This window comes from Candidimonas humi (assembly GCF_019166065.1).
Taxonomy (GTDB): domain Bacteria; phylum Pseudomonadota; class Gammaproteobacteria; order Burkholderiales; family Burkholderiaceae_B; genus Candidimonas; species Candidimonas humi.
In genome coordinates, this window is sequence record NZ_JAHTBN010000006.1 from 150,204 (window position 1) to 171,253 (window position 21,050).

A 21,050-nucleotide genomic window follows, 5' to 3' on the forward strand; every position below is an offset into this window, starting at 1 on the left:
CTGCCGCGGGGCCCCGGCATGTCTCGCGGCGGTGCGCCAGCCCGCGAGAGCAGCCCGCGCATGCGGGCCATGCCGCCCAGACATTCCAGCTACGATCCAGGATATGCAACCCATGACATACTTGAACGAAACCCACGACCCCAAGCTGCGCAGCTGGGTCGAATCGGCCAACGCCGAAGGCAATGGCTTTCCCATACAGAACCTGCCCTTCGGCGTCTTCCGCCGTATCAACAGCGCCGAGCAATTCCGGCCCGGCGTGGCCATCGGCAACCAAGTCCTGGACCTGGCCGCCCTGGCCGAGGCCCAGCCCTTCTCGGGCGCGGCCGCAGAGGCGCTGGCAGCTTGCACCGGCGACAGCCTGAATGCCCTGATGGCGCTCGGCCAAGCCCACTGGTCCGCTTTGCGCCTGGCCCTGTCGCGCGCCCTGCGCGCCGAGTCGTCCCAGCAGCCGCTGCTGGCGCCACTGCTGGTCGCGCAAGACGACATCGAACACAGCGTGCCGGCGCACATCGGCGACTACACCGATTTCTACATCTCGCTGCACCACGCCACCGCCGTGGGCAAGCAGTTCCGCCCCGACAACCCGCTGCTGCCCAACTACAAGTGGGTGCCCATCGGCTACCACGGGCGCGCCTCCAGCATCGGCGTCTCGGGCCAGCGCTTTCCCCGCCCCGTCGGCCAGACGCGCCCCACATCGGAAGGCGCTGCGCCCAACTTCGGCCCCTGCCTGCGCCTGGACTACGAACTCGAACTCGGCGTCTTCGTCGGCCAGGGCAATGCCCAGGGCGAACGCGTGTCCATCGAGCAGGCCGAATCGCACGTGTTCGGCCTGTGCATCCTGAACGACTGGTCGGCACGCGATATCCAGGCCTGGGAATACCAGCCGCTGGGCCCCTTCCTGTCCAAGAACTTCGCCTCCACGATCTCGCCCTGGATCGTCACGCTTGAGGCGCTGGCGCCCTTCCGCACGGCCAGCACCCGCGCGGCCACCGACCCCCAGCCCCTGCCGTACCTGTTCGCCGCCGAGAACGCCGCGGCCGGCTCTTTCGACATCGGCCTGGAAGTGCTGCTGTCCACGGAAAAGAGCCGCGCGGCCAGGGCCGAACCCGCGGTACTGTCGCGCAGCAATTTCAAGGAAGCCTTCTGGAACGTCGCGCAGCTCGTCACCCACCACACCGTCAACGGCTGCAACCTGCAGCCCGGCGACATGCTGGGCACGGGCACCTTGTCCGGCCCCGCAGCCGGCCAGGAAGGCTCGATGCTGGAAATGAACCAGGGCGGCAAGAAGCCCATCGAGCTCACCTGGGGCGAACAGCGCATGTTCCTGCAAGACGGCGACGAAGTCATACTGCGCGCCCGCTGCGAGAAGGCCGGCTACCCGGCCATCAGCCTGGGGGAATGCGCGGGGATGGTGCTGCCTGCGCAGGTGTAGACAGCAGCCTCAGCCACTCGATGCTGTGACAAATGGCGGCCCCGACGGGCCGCTTTTTTTTCATGCCCGCTCCACCGCAGCAAGCGCCGGCCTTGGCAGACACGTGCACGCGGCAAAGCCGCAACACATGCATGCGGCCGGAAATCCCTCTTCCAGGAATGCCTGCAAGCTTCATGCCCGCAGGCGTGCCCATCGTGCACATCTGTAGAAACGGTTCCATATAAATAACTAAACAGTTTCCCCATAACCCAATATTCGATCGCAATCATAGGGAATACCATTATATGGAAACGTTTCTATTGTTCCTTATAATTCGTCTCATCGAGCCTCAAAGACGAGCGCTCAGGCAGCCAACTCCGTGGCGACGACTGAAGGACATAGATGGATACGCTGGAATACGTGGAACTGGACTCAAAGCTGCGCCCGCTGGGCACGCTTTTGAGTCATCAGGCCAGCCTGTACCCCGATCGGGAATTCCTGGTAATCGGCGAGCAAAGCTGGACCTACAAGGCATTCGACGCATGGGTCGACCAAATCGCCGGCAGCCTCCACGCGCTCGGCCTGCGCAAAGGCGACAAGCTGGCCATCATGCTGCCCAATTGCGCCGAATTCATGGGCCTGTGGTTCGCCTGCGCGCGGCTCGGCGTGGTGGAAGTGCCGGTCAATATCAGCTATCGCGGCCCATTGCTGCGCCATATCCTGGAACATTCCGACGCATCCGTGGCGGTGGTGGACGCCGCCTATGTAGAACGCATCGCGCATGAAGCCGTCGGCTTCGGCAAGCTCGAGCACCTGGTGCTCTGGTCACGCGAGCAGGCCCCGAAGCCGGCCGCCCCCATTCCCGCCCTGAGCTTCGGCGAATTCCTGGCTCTTTCAGCGCCGTTTCCCGCCGTGGACGTTTCGCACACCGACACCGTGGCCATCCTCTATTCGTCGGGCACGACGGGCCCGTCCAAGGGCATCGTGCTGTGCCACAACTACTTCTGGTTCGGCGGCTCCAAGACGGTAAAAGTGCGCGGCATCACGCCCGACGAGCGCATCTATACCTGCCTGCCGCTGTTCCATGCCAATGCTCAACTTTTGAGCGCGATGCCGGCTCTGGTGTGCGGCGCCACTTTGGTGCTGGACGACCATTTCAGCGCATCGACCTTCTGGGAACGCATGCGCCGCTATCGCGCCACGCGCTTCAACTATATCGGCGGCATGATCCCTATTCTCATGAAGCAGCCCCCGTCGCCCGCCGATCGCGACCACTCGGTCAAAAATGCTACGGGCGCCGCGGCGCCCAAAGACATGCTCGCCGCATTCGAAGCAAGATTCGGCGTACGCCTGATCGAGAGCTATGGGCAGACCGAGAACTGCACGGCCATCACCAACCCGTTGGATGCTCCGCGCGCCGGCTCGGTGGGCCTGCCGATAGCGGGCTATGACTGCGCGCTGGTAAACGACGAAGACGAATTCGTGGGCACTGGGGTGGTGGGCGAATTGGTATTCCGGCCTCGCTACCCCCACATCATGATGAACGGCTACTACAAGAACCCCGAGGCGACCCTGGCCCAAAGCCGCAACCTCTGGTTCCACACCGGCGATCTCATGACCCGGGACGCCGACGGCTACTACTACTTCGTCGACCGAAAGAAAGACGCCATCCGCCGCCGCGGCGAGAACATTTCCGCCTACGAAGTAGAGCTCGTGGTGAATTCGCACCCCGCGGTGCTGGAATCGGCGGCAATCGCCGTGCCATCCGAAGTGGGCGAAAACGAAGTCATGATTTGCGTGGCGTTGAAACCGGGCGAACAAGTCTCGCCGCTGGAACTCATCAAACACTGCGAAGAATTGATGCCCTACTTTGCCGTGCCGCGCTATGTCGATTTCCGCAGCGAGTTCCCGAAGACACCGACCCACCGGATCGAAAAATACCGCCTGCGCGAACAGGGTATTCCTCCCACTGCATGGGACCGCGAGAAATCCGGCTACAAGCTGCGGCGCTGAGCCATCCCGCAGGCACACACAGAAAACAGGAGATAAACATGGAAACCATCTATATTGCCGGCGTCGGCATGACGCCTTTCGGCAAACTGCTCGACCAGAACATCAAGGACTTGACCAAGACAGCGGTCGATGGCGCGCTGAAGGACGCGGGTATCGACGCCCGGGAAATCCAGGCCGCCTTTTTCGCCAATTGCGTGCAAGGCCACATGGAAGGCCAGCACATGATCCGCGGCCAGATCGCGCTGCGCGCCATGGGTATCGGGGGCATACCTGTAGTCAATATAGAAAACGCATGCGCCGCCGCGAGCACGGCGCTGAATCTTGCGGTGAATCTGTTGAAGACGGGAGAGGCCGACGTCGCCCTGGCGGTCGGGGCCGAGAAAATGTACTCGAACGATCGGGAACGGATGTTCTCGGCCTTCACCAGCGGCTGGGACATCACGCAGATCGAACAGAACACACAGCGCCTGATCGAGCTCGGCAAAGGCATGGAGGTGCCTCCCGGCACGACATCGAGCCGTCCGTACAGCATCTTCATGGACGTATACGCCGCCAAGGCCCGCTCGCACATGATGCGCTACGGCACGACACAGCGCCAGATCGCCGCCGTTTCCGCCAAGAACCACCGGCATTCGGTACACAACCCGCTATCCCAGTACCAGAAAGCCTACAGCATCGAAGACGTACTGGCGGCCTCGCCCATTACCTACCCGATCACGACGCCGATGTGCTCGCCCATTTCCGACGGCGCGGCCGCAGCCATAGTCTGCACCGAAAGCGGGCTGCGCCGCCTGGGGCTGAGCCGCAGCCGCGCCATCCGCATATTGGCAAGCGTGGTGCGATCCGGAGCCGATCGAGACCCGGCCGACTCGAAAAACGCCCCGACGGCCGTGGGCGCCCGCCTCGCCTATGAGAAAGCAGGCCTCGGGCCCGACGATATTTCGGTGGCCGAGGTGCACGATGCCACGGCCATGGGCGAGATCGTCCACACCGAAGGCCTAGGCTTCTGCGCCTTCGGCGAAGGCGGGGCAATGGCCGAACGCGGCGACACGAGCCTGGGCGGGCGCATTCCCGTCAACCCGTCGGGCGGGCTCGAGTCTCGCGGCCACCCCATAGGCGCGACAGGCCTGGCACAGATACACGAACTGGTGACGCAACTGCGCGGCGAAGCCGGCGCCCGCCAGGTGGAAGGGGCTCGCGTCGCCCTGGCGCAAAATGGCGGCGGTTCGATCGGCTACGACGAGGCCGCGTCCTGCATCACGATTCTGGCACGGTGAAATCATGACACAAAGACTAGCCGGCAAGACCTGCCTCTTGATGGGTGGCGGTACTTCATTTCCCGAAGGAGGCCTGAGCAACGGCCAAGCGGTAGCTCTGACGTTCGCTCGCGAAGGTGCCCGCATTGCTGTCGCAGACCTGAGACTGGACGCCGCACAGGACACTGTGAAGCAGATCCTTGCCGTGGGAGGCGAGGCATTCGCTCTGCGTGCCGACGTAAGCCGCCATGTGGACGTCCGCGATGCCGTACAGGCTACGCTGGATCGCTGGAGCCGCATTGACATCCTGCACAACAATGTCGGCATAGAAGCGCGCGGAGGCATACTCGACACCACGGAAGAAGCCTGGGACCGCGTGCACGACATCAACCTCAAAGGCGCCTTCCTGGCTTGCAAAGAGGTGATCCCCGCCATGCAGTCGCAAGGCGGGGGATCGATCATCAATGTGTCCTCGACGGCGAGCCTGAAGTGGGGGCCGGCAGAATTCATCTCCTATAACTCTTCCAAGGCCGCGCTCAATCATCTCACTCGTGTCCTGGCTCGGCAGTTTGCCCCAATGAACATCCGCTGCAATGCCGTATTGCCGGGCATGATCGACACGCCTCATATCCGCACGCTCTATAAGGACAAGACGCCTGAAGAGCTCGCCGAAATCATGGTGGGGCGCAACGCGCGCTGCCCGATGGGACGACAAGGCACAAGCCAGGAGGTCGCCAACGCAGCACTGTTTCTGGCGTCCGACGAAGCCTCCTATGTAAGCGGTGTACTCCTTACTGTCGATGGCGCCTCCAGCGTCTGACGCAGCCACTCTCTAAGGGCTCAAGAACATGATCGGCTTGATCGGCATCGGCATGATGGGGCGCGGCATCGGGCATTCCTTGTTGCGCTCCGGCCACCCTCTGTCCGTCCTGGGCAACAAACGGCGTGAGGCCGTCGAGGAATTGCTGGCGCGGGGCGCTATAGAGGCCGTCTCGCCGGCGGCCATGGTGTCGCGGGTTGAGGCGATTATCCTGTGCCTGCCCTCCGAGGCCGCAGTTCGCGAAGTGCTCTTTGGCCCTTCGGGCATCTCGTCGACCGCCAGACCGGGCCTGCTGGTGCTCGAATGTTCCACATTGACTCCCACGACGGGCCGTGATCTTGCAGAGCAGCTTGCCCGCATCGGCGTGGACTTCGTCGATGCACCGCTAACCGGCGGCCCGACCGAGGCAATGCAGGGCCGGCTCAACGCGCTGGTGGGTGGCGATGGAATACCGCCTGCAGTCGACTCCATTCTTGCCACGTTTTGCAAGCAGACATTCCGCTTCGCCGGCGCGGGCAACGGCTACGGAGCAAAACTCATCAGCAACTTCCTGGCCTTCAACAACCTCGTGGCCATAGCCGAAGCCATGACTACGGCACAAAAAGCAGGAATGGACATTGACACCCTGCTCGCCGCCATCGAAGGGGCCGGCGGGCAGAACCGCTGCCTGACGGGCCTTGGGCCCTGGCTGACAGGCAACGGACAAAGCCGCTCTCGCGTGAAGCTCGAAATCGCCGCCAAAGATGTCAGCTACTACTGCCTGCTGGCGCAAGAGCTCGGTACGCTGGGACCAGTTGCCGAACAAGTGCGCAACCGGCTGCGGCAAGGCGTAGCAGACGGGTTGGGCAGCGAATTGACCCCGCAATATATCAGCCACGTCGCCGCGGCGGCTGGCGTCCGACTCCCGGTTTCCCCATGATGAGGAAAACCCGGGAGCATCAACCAAAGCGGGGCCACACACCCCCGCCAACAATCAAGTGAGGAAGACACCCATGCGAAAAATTTTAATGGCCGCGCTGGCATGCCTGGCATTCTCCGCCCACGCCCAGGACTACTCTAATTATCCGGCACATCCAATCCGCTTCATCATCATTTCGTCGGCGGGCAGCGGTGGCGATGTATTGAGCCGGCTGCTGATCTCGAAGATGGCACCGATACTCAAAGGCAATATGGTGCCCTACAACAAACCCGGAGCGGGCGGCTCAATCGCAACCGACATGGTTGCCAAGGCAGCCCCCGACGGCTATACGATAGGCATCGGAGGAGCCACGACACATGTACTGCTGCCGGCCAGCAACCCGCACCTTTCCTATGATCCGGTGAAGGACTTCGAGCCGATAGGCCAGGTAGGCACCGCCTCTATTCTCTTGCTGGCAACCAAGGACTTCCCCGCCAACAACCTCAAGGAACTCGTAGCGCTTGCGAAAAAATCCCCCGAGACCCTGCAATACGCAAGCTGGGGCAATGCATCCACCGGAAATTTCTGCGGCGAGCTGCTGAAACTAGCCCGCGGGATCAAGATGACGCACATTCCCTACAAATCCGTCGCTCAGATCCAGAACGACATGCTGGGCGGCTTCGTCAAGCTGGGATTCGTCGACATGGCATCGGGTACGCCGCTGGTCAAGTCAGGCCGCCTGAAGGCCCTGGCCTCCTGCACCTCGCCTTCGCCCAGCCTGCCCGAAGTCCCCAGCTATGAGAAGGAGGGCATTACGTTCTCCGGCCAACACATGGGGGCCCTGCGCTGGGCACTCTATGCGCCCGCCGGCACTCCCAAGCCGATCGTGGCCAAGCTGTCTGCCGCCTTGAAGCAAACTGTGGAAATGCCCGACGTCAAGGCCAAATTGCTGGCCTGGGGCATCACTCCGGCCTTTGTCGGAGGCGACGAGCTGCAAAAAAGTACCATCGCCGACATCGCGGCCTGGAAAAAGGTCGCCAAGGCGGCGAACATCGTATCCTCGTTTTAAACCTCGGAGGAAATCGAACGTGAGCACGACTTTCGGTCCAGTGCGTCAGATAGGATATGTAGTGCGCGACATCGAGGCCGCCATGGCCCAATGGGCGAGCATCGGTGTCGGCCCATGGTTCTATCGCAAGGAGGCCACAGCGACGGAATACCGCTATTACGGAAAACCGTCGGCACTGCCCGTGCTCTCGTTCGGGTTCGCCAACTCGGGGGATATCCAGATCGAACTGATCGCACAGCTCAACGACGCCCCATCGCTTTATCTCGACACGCTACGCCAGCACGGAGAAGGCGCGCAGCACATCGCGTATTGGACGATGGGCCATTACGACGAGTACGCAAGAACTTTGCTGAATAAAGGTTACATAGAAGGACATAGCGGGCGCATGGGTGCTAATCGCGGCCGCTATGCCTACTTCATGCACCCGCAGCTTCCCTGCGCCATGATCGAGATTTCAGAGTCGGCCGGCGGCAAGGCGGAACTGTTCGAAGAAATACGCGCCGCATCCGTGGAATGGGACGGGAAAAACCCGATACGCCGTATTGGGCCGCCCTCCGCCGTTTCCACCGAAAGCTAAAATGCAAGGCCAGCCTGTGCCGCGAGCGGACCGGAGCGCAACGAGGGGAAGGACATGAGCTGCGACAAGCCAATGAAATCCAAGGTCACCATTCGCGACGTAGCCAAGGCCGCAGGCGTATCGCTGGGAACGGCCTCGCGCGCGCTGAATCAGAGCGGCCACGTGAGTACGCAGGCCATCGCCGAAGTGACCCGTGCCGCGCGAGAGCTGGGTTACGTGCCCAATGCCCTGGCCCAGAGCATGCGCACGCAGTCCACCGGCGTCGTGGGGCTGCTGGTTTCCGACATCGCCAACCCGCTTTATGCCGGCATCATCAATGCCGTAGAAGCCCGGCTGTTTGCAGCGGGTTATACGCTGCTCCTGGCCAGTACCCATGGCGATGCAAACCGCGAAAAATCGCTTATAGACCTGTTTCGCCGCAGGCGGGTCGACGGCCTGATTCTCGGGGCCTGCGATTCCGAAAAACCCGAAATGCTGGAGCGCCTTGCATCCGAGCTGCAGGTCGTGGCCCTGGACAGGGACATCACCACCGAAGGCACCGCAATACATGTGGATCATTATCACGGGGCGCTGCAGGCCACGCGATATCTGCTCAAACTCGGTCACCGGCGCATTGCGCTGCTCACTCCCGGCAGCACGCTGCGCCCCGGGCGCGAGCGGATCGCCGGATTCAAGGACGCGTTTTCCGCCCAGGGCATCCAGCCCGATCCGCGGCTGATCCGCGCCGAAAGTTCGTCCATGGAGTTTTCCTTCAGCGAAGCGCTGGCGCTGCTGTCATCGCCCGAAGCCCCCACGGCGTTTCTCTGCCTGGGCACGCGCATCATGTCGGGAGTCTTGCAAGCCATACGCCACTCGGGGCGCACCATGCCGGACGACGTGAGCGTCATCAGCATCGGCGATACAGATCTCGCGCAGCTTTTCACGCCCCCCATCACCTCGCTGAACTGGGATCTGGCGGCCGTGGGCACCGCTTGTGCCGAGGTCATGCTGCGCAGCCTCTCGACGCGCGAGGCGAAAGAGCCCGAACGCATCCTGATCACGACACAAATGATCCTGCGCGAATCCTGCATGCCGCCGCCCGTCGCGGCCAGGACCGCTGTGGACATGACAAGCTGAAGCGCGCATCTCGACGCCATACAACCAGGCCCATTGCATTGGAAAGCAAGCACATGAAAGTATCCGGAAAACTGCTCGAAGGCCGTATCGCGGTCGTCACGGGTGCCTCCCGCGAGCGCGGCATCGGCCTTGCCACGGCACGGCTATTCGCCGAACACGGCGCGCGCGTAGCATTACTCGATCTCGACGAGGCCGACGCGATGAAGGCCGCTCGCGATGTGGGCGCGCAGCATATAGGCATAGGCTGCGATGTATCCGACTCCACGGCCTGCGGAACCGCAGTAAACCGGGTTCTGGACTGGGCCGGGCGCATTGACGTGCTCGTCAATAATGCCGGTGTCACACAGCGCGCGGGCATCATGGATATCACCGCCCAGGACTATGAGCGGGTTACTGGCATCATTCTCAAGGGCACGCTGCAAATGTCCCAATGCGTGATTCCCCATATGGCAGCCCAGGGCGGCGGATCCCTGGTCCACATCTCGTCGATGTCGGCCCAGCAGGGCGGCGGGGTATTCGGCGGAGGACACTACTGCGCAGCCAAGGCAGCAGTGCTCGGGCTGTCCCGCGCAATCGCCAAGGAGTTCGGCCCCAAAGGGATACGATCCAACGCCATCACTCCCGGACTGATCCTGACGGACTTTTCGCGCGGGGCTTCCTCCGACGAGAGCAAGCACGAACGCGCGCGGGAATTCCCTCTTGCCCGCATCGGGCAGCCGGCAGACATCGCCGGCGCCTGCCTGTACCTCGCCTCGGACCTGTCAGCGTTCACGACCGGCACGACGCTGGACGTAAACGGCGGAGCATACATGCGCTGATCGGAACTTGCTGAGCGGAAAGCGCGGCGCACAACGCTCACTTCCCCAGCACCTTCCCCGGATTCATCAGCCCCAAGGGATCCAGCGCCTGCTTGATGCGCTTCATCAGCGCCAGTTCCACCGGATCCTTGTATAGGGGCAGCAGGTCGCGCTTGAGCTGCCCCACGCCGTGCTCGGCGCTGATCGAGCCGCCGTGGCGGTGCACGCTGTCGTGGACTATGGCGTAGATCTTGTCCTGCATGCCCAGCAGTTCCTGCTCGGTATAGGCCTCGCCGCGGGCCACGTTGTAGTGCAGGTTGCCGTCGCCCAGGTGGCCGAAGATGATGTGTTCCACACCCGGGAAATGCGCTTGCAGCGCGGCATTCGTAGTCTCGACGAAATCCGCCATGCGCGACACCGGCACCGACACGTCGTGCTTCACGCCCTTGCCGAAAGCCTTCTCCGCAAGCGGAATACTTTCGCGCAGATGCCATAGTGCCCGGCTCTGCGCCATGCTTTCCGCGATCACCGCGTCGCTGGCCAGGCCCGCCTCGAGCGCCTCGCCCACCACGGCTTCGAAACGCGCGCGCGCGTGTTCCTCGCTTTCGCTGTCCGACAGTTCCAGCAAGGCATACCAGGGCAATTGCGCCGATGGCCCGTCGAAGGGGATGCGCTGCTGCGGATAGCACTTCACCACCCCATGCAGGCAATTCCCGCCGATCAGTTCGAAGCCGGTAAGGCTGGCGCCGAAGCCTTTGCGCGCCAGCGACAGCAGCGCCACGGCGTCGCGCACCGAGGCCAGCCCCAGCAGGGCCGTGCACTGCGCCACCGGCAGAGGGTACAGCTTGAAAGTAGCCGCCGTGATGATGCCCAGTGTTCCTTCGCTGCCCACGTACAGGTCGCGCAGGTCGTAGCCGGTGTTGTCCTTGCGCAGCCCGCGCAGCCCGTGCCAGATTTCGCCTTCGGCCGTGACCACCTCGAGCCCCAGCACCAGTTCGCGCGTATTGCCGTAGCGCAGCACCTGCGTGCCGCCCGCATTGGTGCCCAGGTTGCCGCCCACTGTGCAACTGCCTTCGGCCGCCAGGCTCAAGGGGAAGAGCCGGTCGGCCGCGTGCGCGGCCTGTTGCGCGGCTTGCAGCACGCAGCCCGCCTCCACGACCATGGTGTCGTTATCGGTGTCGATGCCGCGCACGCGGTTCATGCGCGCCAGCGACAGTACGATTGCCGTGCCTGTGTCGTCCGGCGTGGCCGCCCCGCACAGGCTGGTGTTGCCGCCCTGCGGCACGACAGGCACGCGCTGCGCGATGCACCAGCGCACGACTTCGGCCACTTCTTGCGTGCTGCCCGGGCGCACCACCGCCAGGGCGCGGCCCGCATAGCGGCCGCGCCAGTCGACCTGATAGGATTTGGCCTGCTCTCCTTGCAGGACGTGGGGTTCCCCCACGATACGTTTCAACTCGTCTACTGCAGGCATGCGGGCTCTCCTGGCTTGCATCATGGTCCAAATCGAAGCCTATTTTAGCCACTGCCCTGCGATGCCCGGGTCCTTCGTACAATATCGAACCGCGCATTCTGCATGAACAGGCAAGCCGCGCTCCCCGATACACACCAGGAAAACCATGAGCTCAAGGTCCCTCGCCCCCGAAGTCTTCAAGGCCTACGATATACGCGGCATCGTGCCGGGACAGATCGACGCCGCTTTTGCGCGGCGCCTGGGGCTGGCGCTGGGCAGGCGCGCCGCCGCGCAAGGCCTGTCCACCGTGGCGGTGGGCCATGACGGACGCCTGAGCAGCCCCGAGCTGGCTCGTGCGCTGCGCGCCGGCCTGGCCGCCGCGGGCGTGCGCCCGCTGGACGCGGGGCTGGTGCCTACCCCGCTGGTTTATTTTGCCGCCTGTACCCTGGCGCGGGGTTCGGGGGTGGCGGTGACCGGCAGCCACAACCCGCCGCAATACAACGGTTTCAAGATGATGCTGGGCGGCCAGACCCTGCACGGCGCGCAAATCCAGGAACTGCACCAGGCCATGATGGACCTGGACGAGGACGCCGCGGACGGCCTGGACGCGACGGCAAACGAGGCCGCAGCCGCGGGCGAGTCGCGGCTGCCCGACCTGATAGACACCTATATCGCCCGCATAAGCGGCGATGTGAAGCTGGCGCGGCCCATGAAGATCGCCATCGATTGCGGCAACGGCGTGGGCGGCGTGGCCGCGGCCAGATTGTTCAAGGCCATGGGCTGCGAAGTCGACGAGCTGTATTGCGAGGTCGACGGCAATTTTCCCAACCACCACCCCGACCCGGCCGAGCCCGCCAACCTGGCGGACCTGATTGCGCACGTGCGCGGCAGCGACTGCGAACTGGGCCTGGCTTTCGACGGCGACGCCGACCGCCTGGGCGTAGTGACCCGCTCGGGGCAAATCATCTGGCCCGACCGGCAATTGATACTGTTTGCGCGGGACATACTGCAGCGCGAGCCGGGCAGCACCATCATTTTCGACGTGAAATGCAGCCGGCACGTGGCCGCGGAAATCGCCAAGGCCGGCGGCCAGCCGCTGATGTGGCGCACCGGCCATTCGCTCATGAAGGCCAAGCTGGCCGAGACCGGGGCGCCGCTGGCCGGCGAGATGAGCGGCCACGTCTTCTTCAAGGAACGCTGGTATGGCTTCGACGACGGGCTGTACACCGGCGCCCGCCTGCTGGAAATCCTGTCGCGCAGCGCGAATCCGTCCGAGGAACTCGAAGCCCTGCCGCAGGGCATTTCCACGCCGGAACTGAAACTCGAAATGCGCGAAGGCGAGCCGCAGCAGTTGGTCGCCCGCTTGCAGGGCTCGGCGGCATTCGCCACGGCCCGCGAGCTCGTGACCATAGACGGTGTGCGTGCTGAATACGAAGACGGCTTCGGCTTGGCGCGCGCGTCGAACACGACGCCGGTCGTGGTCTTGCGCTTCGAAGGCGACAGCGAGCAGGCGCTGCGGCGCATCCAGGAAGAATTCCGCCAGGCGCTGCTGGCGCTGGCGCCGGAAGCGCGCCTGCCCTTCTGACCCGTCGCTCCCTGCCCTGGACTCTCGACCCGCAGCTTGCTTCGAAGCGAACGGGATCGAGGCGGCGGTGGGCAGCGGCCTGGACGGCCGCCACGGCCTCAATGCATGGGCGGCTTTGGCTGCGTGCGACGCCGCAGCAGGGCATCGTAGGCGTCGAGGTGCGCCTGGACCACGTGCCGTATGTCGAATTCGCGCTCGGCCAGCTTGCGCCCGGCCGCCCCGTAACGCTGGCGCAAGCCGGCATCCGCGGCCAGGCTCTGCACCGCCGTGGCCAGCGCCGCCGCGTCGCGGACCGGCACCAGCAGGCCAGTGACACCGGGCTCGATGGCATCCCGGCAGCCAGGCACGTCGGTGGTCACGACCGCGCGCCCGCAGGCAGCCGCTTCGACCAGCGACTTGGGCAAGCCTTCACGGTAGGAGGGCAGCACGACGATATGCGCCGCCGCGTACAGCGCGGCGATATCGCTGCGCTGGCCCATGCAGCGCACGATTCCTTCGCTGTCCCATTGCTGCAGCTCGGCATCGGTGACGGTGGCCGGGTTGCCCGGGTCGGGGCTGCCCACCAGTTCCCAGCGCAGGCCGCTCGCGTGTCCTGCCGAAAGCCGCGCCGCCTGCACGAATTCCCGCACGCCCTTGTCGGCGAGCAAGCGCGCCGCCATGATGGCCACGGGCGGCCCTTCGGGTTCCGGCACGGCCCGGAAGGCGTCGAGATCCACCCCCGACCCGCGGATCATCAGTACCTGCTCGGGCACGATGGCGCGGGCCCTGGCCAGCATTTCGCGGTCATTGTCATTCTGGAAGATCACCCGGCTGTTCGGATGCCGCAGCGCCAGGCGATACATGAAGCAGGCCACGCTGCGCAGGAAATCGAAACGGCTCGGCGGCCCGGAAAATATATAGCCCAGCCCCGAGATGGCCGCCACGAAGGCCGGCACGCGCGCCAGCCTGGCGGCCATGCCGCCGTACAGCACGGGCTTGATGGTGACGGCGTGCACCAGGTCGGGACGCAAGCGGCGGAACAGGCGCCACAGGGACCACACGGTGCGCAGTTCGCCCAAGGGGTTGGCCCCGCTGCGCGTCATGGGAATGACATGGTGATACAGGCCGTGGTCGCGGATACGCGCGGCGCTCGGGCCGTCCATCGTGGCCACATGCACCTCGTAGCCCGCCTGCAGCGCGGCCAGTGCGATCGGCAGCCGATGCGACAGGAAGAAGGCCGGGTTGTTCACGGCGATCAGCAGCCGCGGCAGTGGCAATGGTTCCAGCGCGGCCGGTGCGGCGCCGCGTGCGGGGCGATCCACCGCCAAACGTCTCCATAGCGCGGCATAGGCCGACACCATGGTGTCCAGGCCATATGCGGCGAGTATGCGGCGCCGACCGCGCTCGAGGCGCTGCGCCATCGCCTCTGTGCCCAGTTGCGCCAGGGCCTCGTCCAGCGCCCCGGACAAGGCCTGCGCGTCGCGGGGAGGCGCCACCCAGCCCTCTGCGCCCACGATCTGCGCGGCATCGCCCACGTCGGTCACCACGCAGGCCACGCCCACCGCCATGGCCTCGGCCACCACATTGGGAAAGCCTTCCGCGCGGCTGGACAGCACATGCACGTCCAGCGCGTTCATGATTTCCGGCACGTCGGCGCGCAAACCCAGCAGGATCACGCGATCGCGGATCTGCAGGCGGTCCAGCAAGCCCATGAGTTCGGCATTGCCATCGTCCATGCCGCCGCCCACCAGCACGCAGCGCAGGCCGGGCCGCGCACGCAGGCTCAGCGCGAAGGCCTGCAAGAGGTTGCCATGGTCCTTGAGCGGGTTCCAGCGCGCCACGCTGCCTACCAGCACGTCCCCGGGCGCAATGTTCCAGGCCTCGCGCAAGGCGGCGCGCGCCTCCGGCCGCGGACGCCAGCGCGACAAGTCGTAGCCGTTCGGAATCACCCGCAGGCGTTCCGCGCAATAGCCCCAGGCCTGGTGCTGCAGCGCGGCGCTGCGCGCGCACGCCACGATGACCCCCGGCACCCGGCCGGAAAGCCATGAGCACAGCCGCGCGACCGCGCGCGCCGAGCTGCTGCCCATCTCGAGATTGGCGCCGGAATTGCGTATGCCCCAGGACACCGCTCGTATGCCCGCCAGGCGCGCCACCACGCCGCCCACCAGGTCGGCGTGGTACATCCAGGTCTGCACCACGTCGGGAGCAAGCTCGCGCAGCAGCTTGTACATGCGCCACAGGCCGCCCGGCGCCAGGCGGCCGGCGGGCATGCCTAGTGTGTGCAGCTCGATGCCGGCTTCCCGCAAACGGGGACCGAATATGCCTTCGACGGTCATGGAGACGACGATGTGGCGGCCGCTCTGCGAAGGCGCCGTCACCAGCCGGTAGAGCACAGTCTCCGCCCCGCCCTGGCCCAGGCCCGAAATGATATGGACGACCGTGAAGGGACGGCCGGGAGCCGCTGCGCTCATACCACCCCCTCGATCCGTGCGCCGCGAACGGTGCCGATGAGCTGGTCCCAGCGGGCGAGCACGGCTTCCAGGCTGTAGCGCCGGCGCACAGATACCGCGCCCGCGGCGGCAAGACGGCTGCGCAAGGCCGCGTCGCCCAGCATCCGGTCCAGGCCCGCTGCCAGGGCCGCGGCATCGCCCAGGGGCACCAGCAAGCCGTCCTCGCCATTACGCGTCATTTCGCGCGGGCCGCTGGGGCAATCCACCGCCAGGCACGGCAGCCCCAGTGCCATGGCCTCGAGCAGCGCGTTGGGAAAGCCCTCGACCCTGGAGGTCAGGGCGAAAGCATGGCACTGCGCCAATTCCCGCCAGGGCTCGGCGGTACGGCCCGGCAGCGACACGCGGCCGGCCAGCCCGGCCTGATCCACCTGGCGCTGCAACTGCGCGCGCATCGGCCCTTCTCCCCATATCACCAGGTCCCAGCCGGCATGACGCTCTGCCAGTCCGGCGAAAGCCGCTATCAACAGGTCGAACTGCTTGGCGGGCACCAGCCTGCCCATGGCGGCCAGCCTGCGGCGTCCGTCGGCGCCGGGGACGCAAGCGGCAAGGCGCGCGTCGAACAGCTCGCCGGGCATGGGATTGGGCACCTGCTCCAGGCGGCGCATGCCGGGCACCATGCGGGCGAAGGGCTCCAGGCTGGCCTGGGCCTGCACCGTCACCATGTCCGCCCAGGGATAAGTGTAGCGGCGCAGCACGCGCAGCAGCGTGCCGGCACTGTCGCTGGCCGCGGGATTGGTACGTTCGCAGACGATGATGGGAATGCCCAGCCCGCGCGAAGACAGCAGCGCGACCACATTGACATTGGTGAGGAAAGAGACAATGACGTCCGGCCGGCGCTCGCGCAGCAGGCTGCGCAAGGCGGCGAGCTTGCGCACGCCGGCCAGCGCCCGCGGGCCGCCGTAGCGGTCCGCCAGCCACAGCAATTCCACCTGCGGCGCCAGCGGATACAAGCAAGTCCCTCTGCCGGTATACGTGGGCACCAATGTGACTTCTTCACCGCGCTGCGCCCAGGCGCTGGCCAGCGTGGCCGCGACGCGCTCGGCTCCGCCCGCATGCATGGAGCTGACCAGGAAGACGATTTTCATCGCGCCCGCGGCGCCTTGCCGATCGTCGAATCGAGCCAGGCCTGCGTCATCAGTATGCTCCAGAGGTGCTGGCTCCAGTTGCGCACGCCCGCCTGGTGCTCGCGCCATTTACGCTGCACCGCCTCGGGCTCGAACAGGCCTTCGCGCAACAAGCGGGAAGGATCCAGCAAGGCCGCGCCCCAATCCTTGAGCGGCCCGCGCAGCCATGCCCCGAGCGGCACCGAAAAACCTTTCTTGGGCCGGTCCACGAGCGCCGCCGGCACATGGCGGTACAAGAGCTGGCGCAGCAGCCATTTGCCGCGGCCGTCGCGCACCTTGTAGTGCAAGGGCAGGCGCTGGGCGAATTCGAACACGTGATGGTCTATCATCGGCACGCGCGTTTCCAGGCTTACCGACATGGCGGCGCGATCGACCTTGACCAGGATGTCGTCCGGCAAGTAGGTGACGGCATCGAGCAGCATCATGTATTCGAAGAAATTTCCTTCGTCCATTTGCCGGTCGAAGGCTGTGGCGGGCACGTAGGCATCCCGCACCACCTGCCGCGGATCCTTCCAGTACGACACGAACTGGCGATAGAACTGCCCCGCATGAGGCGCCCCTGCCAGCGCGCCCACCTTCAGGGCCTGGTCGCGCCACTGGCCTTCCGGCAGCAGCGACGCCCCCAGGCGGCCCAGCTCGGACAGGGGCCAGCGCAACATCGACGGCAGGGATTCGCGCCTGTTCCACCAGCGCTGGGCGCGGAAATAGCGCGAATAGCCGCCGAACAGTTCGTCCCCGCCGTCGCCGGACAGGGCAACCGTGACATGCTGGCGAGCCATGCGCGACACCAGCAGGGTGGGGATCTGGGACGAATCGGCGAACGGCTCGTCGTAGACGGAGGGCAAGTCGGGCACCGTGGCCAGGGCGTCCGCCGCGCTCACGTACAGTTCAGTGTGCGAGGTTCCCAAGTGCGAGGCCACGGCCTTGGCGAATTCCGCCTCGTTGTAGCCGGGTTCTTCGAAGCCGATGGAATAGGTATTCACGTTCCCCGAACCGCCCGCGCGCATCAGGGCCACGATCACCGACGAATCGATGCCGCCCGACAGGAATGCGCCCAGGCCCACGTCGGCCAGCATCTGGCGCTGCACCGACGCGCCCAGCACGGATTCCAGCGCGTCCACCGCCTGGTCTTCGGTTTCGAAATCCAGTTCTTGTTCCCGGGCCTGCTGCGCCACGGTTTGCGCCGACCAGTAAGTGCGCACCGGCGGGATCTCGCGGTTGCGGCACTGTTCGCGAGTCAGGCTGACCCAGGTGCCCGGCGCCAATTTGCGCATGCCGCGGTAGATGCTCCAGGGCGCAGGGATATAGTTGTGGCGCACCAGCAGCGACAAGGCGCGCCGGTCGATTTCGCGCGAGAAGCCCGGCATCGCCGTCAGCGCCTTGAGCTGCGAGCCGAAGACGAAATTCTGGCCGGCGAAGCCCATGTACAGGGGCTTTTCCCCCATGCGATCGCGCATCAGGGACAAGCTGCGTTCCTGGCGATCCCACAGGCCCATGGAGAACATGCCCGTGGCCCGGTAGAGCGTGTCTTCGATGCCCCAGGCCGCAAAGCAGGCCAGTATGGTCTCGGTGTCGGAATGCCCGCGCCAATCGGGGGCCTGGCCGAGGCTTTCGAGTTCGGCCCGCAGATCGAGGTGGTTGTATATCTCGCCATTGAGCACCAGCACATAGCGCCCGCAGTGCGACAGCATGGGTTGGTGCCCGGCCTCGGACAGATCGAGAATGGCCAGGCGCACGTGGCCCAGGGCCAGGCCGGCCTCGGTATCCTGCCAATAACCTTCGCTGTCGGGGCCGCGCTCACGCATCCGGCCGCAGCCGCGCTCCAGCTCGGCCTGCTTGTTGACCATCGGTCCCCATACGCCAACGATTCCACACATAGCCAGTCCGTTATTCCCGTTCCTGACCGGGCTCAAACACATGGTGCCATAAAGCCATGATCCGGACCATAGAAAATCGATCGCGCACATCGACGGCGCGCCTTCCCAGGGCCGCGCGCCGCTCATGATTCGTCATCAGCCCGTACAGGTGCGCCGCCAGCGCCTCGGGGTCGTCGACGGGACGCACCAGCACCCCGTCAATGCCGTCGCGCACGATTTCCCTGGGACCCGTATCGCAGTCGAAGGCCACCGCGGGCAGCCCGCTGGCCATGGACTCGATCAGCGTGTTGGACAGGCCCTCGACGCGCGAGCTCAGCACATACAGGTCGGACTGCTCATACCACTGCCCGACATTGCCCACCCGGCCCGGCATGCTGATGCGCTCCTGCAGGCCCGCTGTGTCGATCTGCCGCTGCAGTTCGTCGCGGCTGTCGCCCTCGCCGAGTATGACGAGATCCCAGTCGCGCACATGCTCGGCCATCATCTGGAATGCCTGTATCAGCAGATCGAAACCCTTGTGGGGATGCAGCCGCCCGACCGCCAGCAGGCGCCGGCGGCCGTTGCGCGGCGGCGGCTCCGCGACCGGCTCGCCGGCCTCCAGCGGCCAGCGCACGGCATTGGGAATCACCGACACGGAACAGCCCGGCACGTTCTGTTCCAGCCACAGCGCCGTGCCCTTGGTGAGCGCCACCACTGCCGCGGCGCGCGGATAGGTGCGGCGGCGCAGGCGCAGCCACATGGAGCTCAATTCCTGCGAAGGCGGATGCGTATGCTCGGTGGCGATGACTCGACAGGGCTGGCGGCGCGCCGCCAGCACGGCCAGCACCGAGGCCGTGGTCATCATGCCCAGCACCACGGTGGGACGGCTACGGCGTATCAGGCGGCGCAGCGCGTGCACACGGCGCAGATTGGCCAGCACCCCGCGCAGGCCGCCGCCGCTATCGCCGGCCGTGCCCAGCGCCACGCGTCGCACCGAGGGGTGCAGCGCGTAGGCATCGCTGGCCGCATCGGATTGCGTCACCAGCGTGACCTGGTAGCCGCGCTCGACCCAGTAGCCGCTCAGGTCGACGGCCACGCGTTCGGCCCCTCCCCCGCTCAGGGAATGGATGACTATCATCAGATGAGGGGAACGAACTGCTGGCTTCAAAATTTGCACTCGCAACGAATCTATATATGACAACGCGCCCGCGACGCCGGATCATGGGCGGCTGCGCGCCGCGGCCGGCGACGACGCCCAGGCGGCCACGACATAGCAGACATAAGAAAGAACGTACATGATGCTGGTGGCGAGCATGATGCCTTCGACGCCCATGCGCGGCGCCAGCACATGGTTCATGACCGCCTTCAACGCGAAATTGGCCACCGCGATGGCGGCCATGATGCGGTAGCGATTCTGGCTGGCCAGCAACTGCACCAGCATCAGCACCCCGAAATAAAAGGGCAGTTGCAGCAGGCCCCAGCGCAATACCTGGGCCACCGTGGCGGTATTCTGCGCGGTGAAGGCGCCGCGCTGGAACAGCAGCGCCACGCCCCAAGGCGCCAGCAGCCAGCCTATCAGGCATACCACCGCACCGGCCAGCACCATCATGCCCGACCACTTCAAGGCGGTAGCCCGCGCGCGCACCGGGTCGCCGCGTCCCTGGATGTCGGACAGCACCGGCAGCGCCGCGCGCCCCACGGAGGCCGCCCCCAGGCCCAGCACCAGCGAAAGCAGGCGCGCGGCATAGCCCAGCGTGGCGTTGGCATTGGCCCCCAGGTTGGCCGCGGTGTATTGATCGATGGGGCCGACGAAGCTCATGGCCACCTGCCCCACCAGCATCACGCCGGCGGCCGCCGCCAGGTCGGGCCAATGCGGCGAACGCAGCGTCAACTGCGGCCGGCCCCACATGCCGTCGGCCTTGCTGGCCAGCCACAACTGCCAGGCCGACTGCAGCAGGTAGCCCAGCAGGGTGCCCCACAGCAGGGGCCGCACGTCGCGCACCGGCCATGCCAGGATACAAAGCAGAATCAGCATCGCCGGCACGCTGTCGAGCAAAGTATTGATATGGCGCTCGTGCGAACGCAGCCGCGCTGCGCTGACACCTGTCATGACGGTCAGCAGCGCCGCAGGCGCGAAAGCCAGCATGAGCTGCGAGCTCATGTCGCGCACCTCGGGCGACAGCCCTTTGCCCGCCACGCTCAGCACCCAGGGCCATGCGGCGTAGATGAGCACCGCCAGCACTGCGCCCAGCACCAGCACCCAGGCCTGCAGTTCGCGCAGGAAACGCGCGCGCGCGGCCGGGTCCTGGTAGCGGATGCGCACCAGCACTGGAATGAGCACTACCGAAAGCACGCCGACCAGTGTGACCGGCAGCCAGTTCGCCATAGTCATGGTGAACTGGTAGGCATCCACCACGCTGCTCACGCCATAGCGGTACGCCACCGCCATTTCCTTGAGCGCGCCGGCCGCCTTCCCCAGCAACAGGAAGAAGGCGACCCGCGCCGCCCCCTGGGCAATGCGCCGATGATCGGAGTGCAGATTGCTTAGTCGTCGTATGAACGTATTCAAGTGAAGAACTCTCCGGC

16 protein-coding genes and 1 pseudogene are annotated in these 21,050 nt (G+C 65.4%); 10 read left to right on the plus strand and 7 right to left on the minus strand.

Annotation, left to right across the window (positions count from 1 at the left end):
- Positions 1 to 112: 112 nt before the first annotated feature.
- From fahA to KVP10_RS14965, 9 genes are all read left to right on the plus strand, one after another.
- Positions 113 to 1,432, plus strand: coding sequence for a fumarylacetoacetase (gene fahA, locus KVP10_RS14925; protein WP_217965407.1), 1,320 nt, complete (start codon positions 113 to 115; stop codon positions 1,430 to 1,432).
- Positions 1,433 to 1,813: 381 nt separating this feature from the next.
- On the plus strand, positions 1,814 to 3,424 hold the full coding sequence (locus KVP10_RS14930) for an AMP-binding protein (protein ID WP_217965408.1): 1,611 nt from the start codon (positions 1,814 to 1,816) through the stop codon (positions 3,422 to 3,424).
- 38 nt (positions 3,425 to 3,462) lie between these two features.
- Positions 3,463 to 4,701, plus strand: coding sequence for a thiolase family protein (locus KVP10_RS14935; RefSeq protein WP_217965409.1), 1,239 nt, complete (start codon positions 3,463 to 3,465; stop codon positions 4,699 to 4,701).
- Positions 4,702 to 4,705: 4 nt separating this feature from the next.
- On the plus strand, positions 4,706 to 5,500 hold the full coding sequence (locus KVP10_RS14940) for an SDR family NAD(P)-dependent oxidoreductase (RefSeq protein ID WP_217965410.1): 795 nt from the start codon (positions 4,706 to 4,708) through the stop codon (positions 5,498 to 5,500).
- Positions 5,501 to 5,528: 28 nt separating this feature from the next.
- Positions 5,529 to 6,419: an NAD(P)-dependent oxidoreductase gene (locus KVP10_RS14945; RefSeq protein WP_217965411.1), complete on the plus strand. Its 891-nt coding sequence runs from the start codon at positions 5,529 to 5,531 to the stop codon at positions 6,417 to 6,419.
- A gap of 73 nt (positions 6,420 to 6,492) precedes the next feature.
- The gene (locus KVP10_RS14950; RefSeq protein ID WP_217965412.1) at positions 6,493 to 7,467 is read left to right on the plus strand and encodes a Bug family tripartite tricarboxylate transporter substrate binding protein; all 975 of its coding nucleotides are present in this window, start codon (positions 6,493 to 6,495) and stop codon (positions 7,465 to 7,467) included.
- 40 nt (positions 7,468 to 7,507) lie between these two features.
- A complete protein-coding gene (locus KVP10_RS14955; protein WP_343218751.1) occupies positions 7,508 to 8,044 on the plus strand; it encodes a VOC family protein in 537 nt (178 codons plus the stop codon).
- A gap of 54 nt (positions 8,045 to 8,098) precedes the next feature.
- A complete protein-coding gene (locus tag KVP10_RS14960) occupies positions 8,099 to 9,160 on the plus strand; it encodes a LacI family DNA-binding transcriptional regulator (RefSeq protein WP_246600702.1) in 1,062 nt (353 codons plus the stop codon).
- A 53-nt stretch (positions 9,161 to 9,213) separates the two neighbouring features.
- A complete protein-coding gene (locus KVP10_RS14965; RefSeq protein ID WP_217965414.1) occupies positions 9,214 to 9,978 on the plus strand; it encodes an SDR family NAD(P)-dependent oxidoreductase in 765 nt (254 codons plus the stop codon).
- Positions 9,979 to 10,015: 37 nt separating this feature from the next.
- On the opposite strand, the gene KVP10_RS14970 is transcribed toward KVP10_RS14965, so the two are convergent.
- Positions 10,016 to 11,431, minus strand: coding sequence for an FAD-binding oxidoreductase (locus KVP10_RS14970; RefSeq protein WP_217965415.1), 1,416 nt, complete (start codon positions 11,429 to 11,431; stop codon positions 10,016 to 10,018).
- A gap of 145 nt (positions 11,432 to 11,576) precedes the next feature.
- On the opposite strand from KVP10_RS14970, the gene KVP10_RS14975 reads away from it, so the two are divergent.
- The gene (locus KVP10_RS14975; RefSeq protein ID WP_217965416.1) at positions 11,577 to 12,995 is read left to right on the plus strand and encodes a phosphomannomutase/phosphoglucomutase; all 1,419 of its coding nucleotides are present in this window, start codon (positions 11,577 to 11,579) and stop codon (positions 12,993 to 12,995) included.
- A gap of 98 nt (positions 12,996 to 13,093) precedes the next feature.
- On the opposite strand, the gene KVP10_RS21525 is transcribed toward KVP10_RS14975, so the two are convergent.
- The 6 genes and pseudogenes from KVP10_RS21525 to murJ all read right to left on the minus strand — a co-directional run bounded on the left by KVP10_RS21525 (position 13,094) and on the right by murJ (position 21,033).
- A complete protein-coding gene (locus tag KVP10_RS21525) occupies positions 13,094 to 14,251 on the minus strand; it encodes a glycosyltransferase family 4 protein (RefSeq protein ID WP_343218752.1) in 1,158 nt (385 codons plus the stop codon).
- A gap of 216 nt (positions 14,252 to 14,467) precedes the next feature.
- A pseudogene (locus KVP10_RS21530) lies at positions 14,468 to 15,445 on the minus strand (glycosyltransferase); the annotation flags it as partial.
- Entirely contained in the window at positions 15,442 to 16,569 is a 1,128-nt protein-coding gene (locus tag KVP10_RS14985) for a glycosyltransferase family 4 protein (protein WP_217965418.1), read from the minus strand. The pseudogene KVP10_RS21530 and the gene KVP10_RS14985, both read right to left, overlap by 4 nt.
- On the minus strand, positions 16,566 to 18,485 hold the full coding sequence (gene asnB, locus KVP10_RS14990) for an asparagine synthase (glutamine-hydrolyzing) (protein WP_217965419.1): 1,920 nt from the start codon (positions 18,483 to 18,485) through the stop codon (positions 16,566 to 16,568). Before asnB ends, KVP10_RS14985 begins: the two co-directional genes overlap by 4 nt.
- Positions 18,486 to 18,495: 10 nt before the next feature.
- Positions 18,496 to 19,602, minus strand: coding sequence for a glycosyltransferase family 4 protein (locus KVP10_RS14995; protein ID WP_217965473.1), 1,107 nt, complete (start codon positions 19,600 to 19,602; stop codon positions 18,496 to 18,498).
- A gap of 81 nt (positions 19,603 to 19,683) precedes the next feature.
- Positions 19,684 to 21,033, minus strand: coding sequence for a murein biosynthesis integral membrane protein MurJ (gene murJ, locus KVP10_RS15000; RefSeq protein WP_217965420.1), 1,350 nt, complete (start codon positions 21,031 to 21,033; stop codon positions 19,684 to 19,686).
- Positions 21,034 to 21,050 lie beyond the last annotated feature (17 nt).

Excerpts from the sequence above, each read along its gene's own strand:
- fahA (WP_217965407.1), top strand. The coding sequence starts at position 113 with ATGACATACTTGAACGAAACCCACGACCCCAAGCTGCGCAGCTGGGTC.
- KVP10_RS14930 (WP_217965408.1), top strand. The coding sequence starts at position 1,814 with ATGGATACGCTGGAATACGTGGAACTGGACTCAAAGCTGCGCCCGCTG.
- KVP10_RS14935 (WP_217965409.1), top strand. The coding sequence starts at position 3,463 with ATGGAAACCATCTATATTGCCGGCGTCGGCATGACGCCTTTCGGCAAA.
- KVP10_RS14940 (WP_217965410.1), top strand. The coding sequence starts at position 4,706 with ATGACACAAAGACTAGCCGGCAAGACCTGCCTCTTGATGGGTGGCGGT.
- KVP10_RS14945 (WP_217965411.1), top strand. The coding sequence starts at position 5,529 with ATGATCGGCTTGATCGGCATCGGCATGATGGGGCGCGGCATCGGGCAT.
- KVP10_RS14950 (WP_217965412.1), top strand. The coding sequence starts at position 6,493 with ATGCGAAAAATTTTAATGGCCGCGCTGGCATGCCTGGCATTCTCCGCC.
- KVP10_RS14960 (WP_246600702.1), top strand. The coding sequence starts at position 8,099 with ATGAGCTGCGACAAGCCAATGAAATCCAAGGTCACCATTCGCGACGTA.
- KVP10_RS14965 (WP_217965414.1), top strand. The coding sequence starts at position 9,214 with ATGAAAGTATCCGGAAAACTGCTCGAAGGCCGTATCGCGGTCGTCACG.
- KVP10_RS14970 (WP_217965415.1), bottom strand. The coding sequence starts at position 11,431 with ATGCCTGCAGTAGACGAGTTGAAACGTATCGTGGGGGAACCCCACGTC.
- KVP10_RS14975 (WP_217965416.1), top strand. The coding sequence starts at position 11,577 with ATGAGCTCAAGGTCCCTCGCCCCCGAAGTCTTCAAGGCCTACGATATA.
- KVP10_RS14985 (WP_217965418.1), bottom strand. The coding sequence starts at position 16,569 with ATGAAAATCGTCTTCCTGGTCAGCTCCATGCATGCGGGCGGAGCCGAG.
- asnB (WP_217965419.1), bottom strand. The coding sequence starts at position 18,485 with ATGTGTGGAATCGTTGGCGTATGGGGACCGATGGTCAACAAGCAGGCC.
- KVP10_RS14995 (WP_217965473.1), bottom strand. The coding sequence starts at position 19,602 with ATGATAGTCATCCATTCCCTGAGCGGGGGAGGGGCCGAACGCGTGGCC.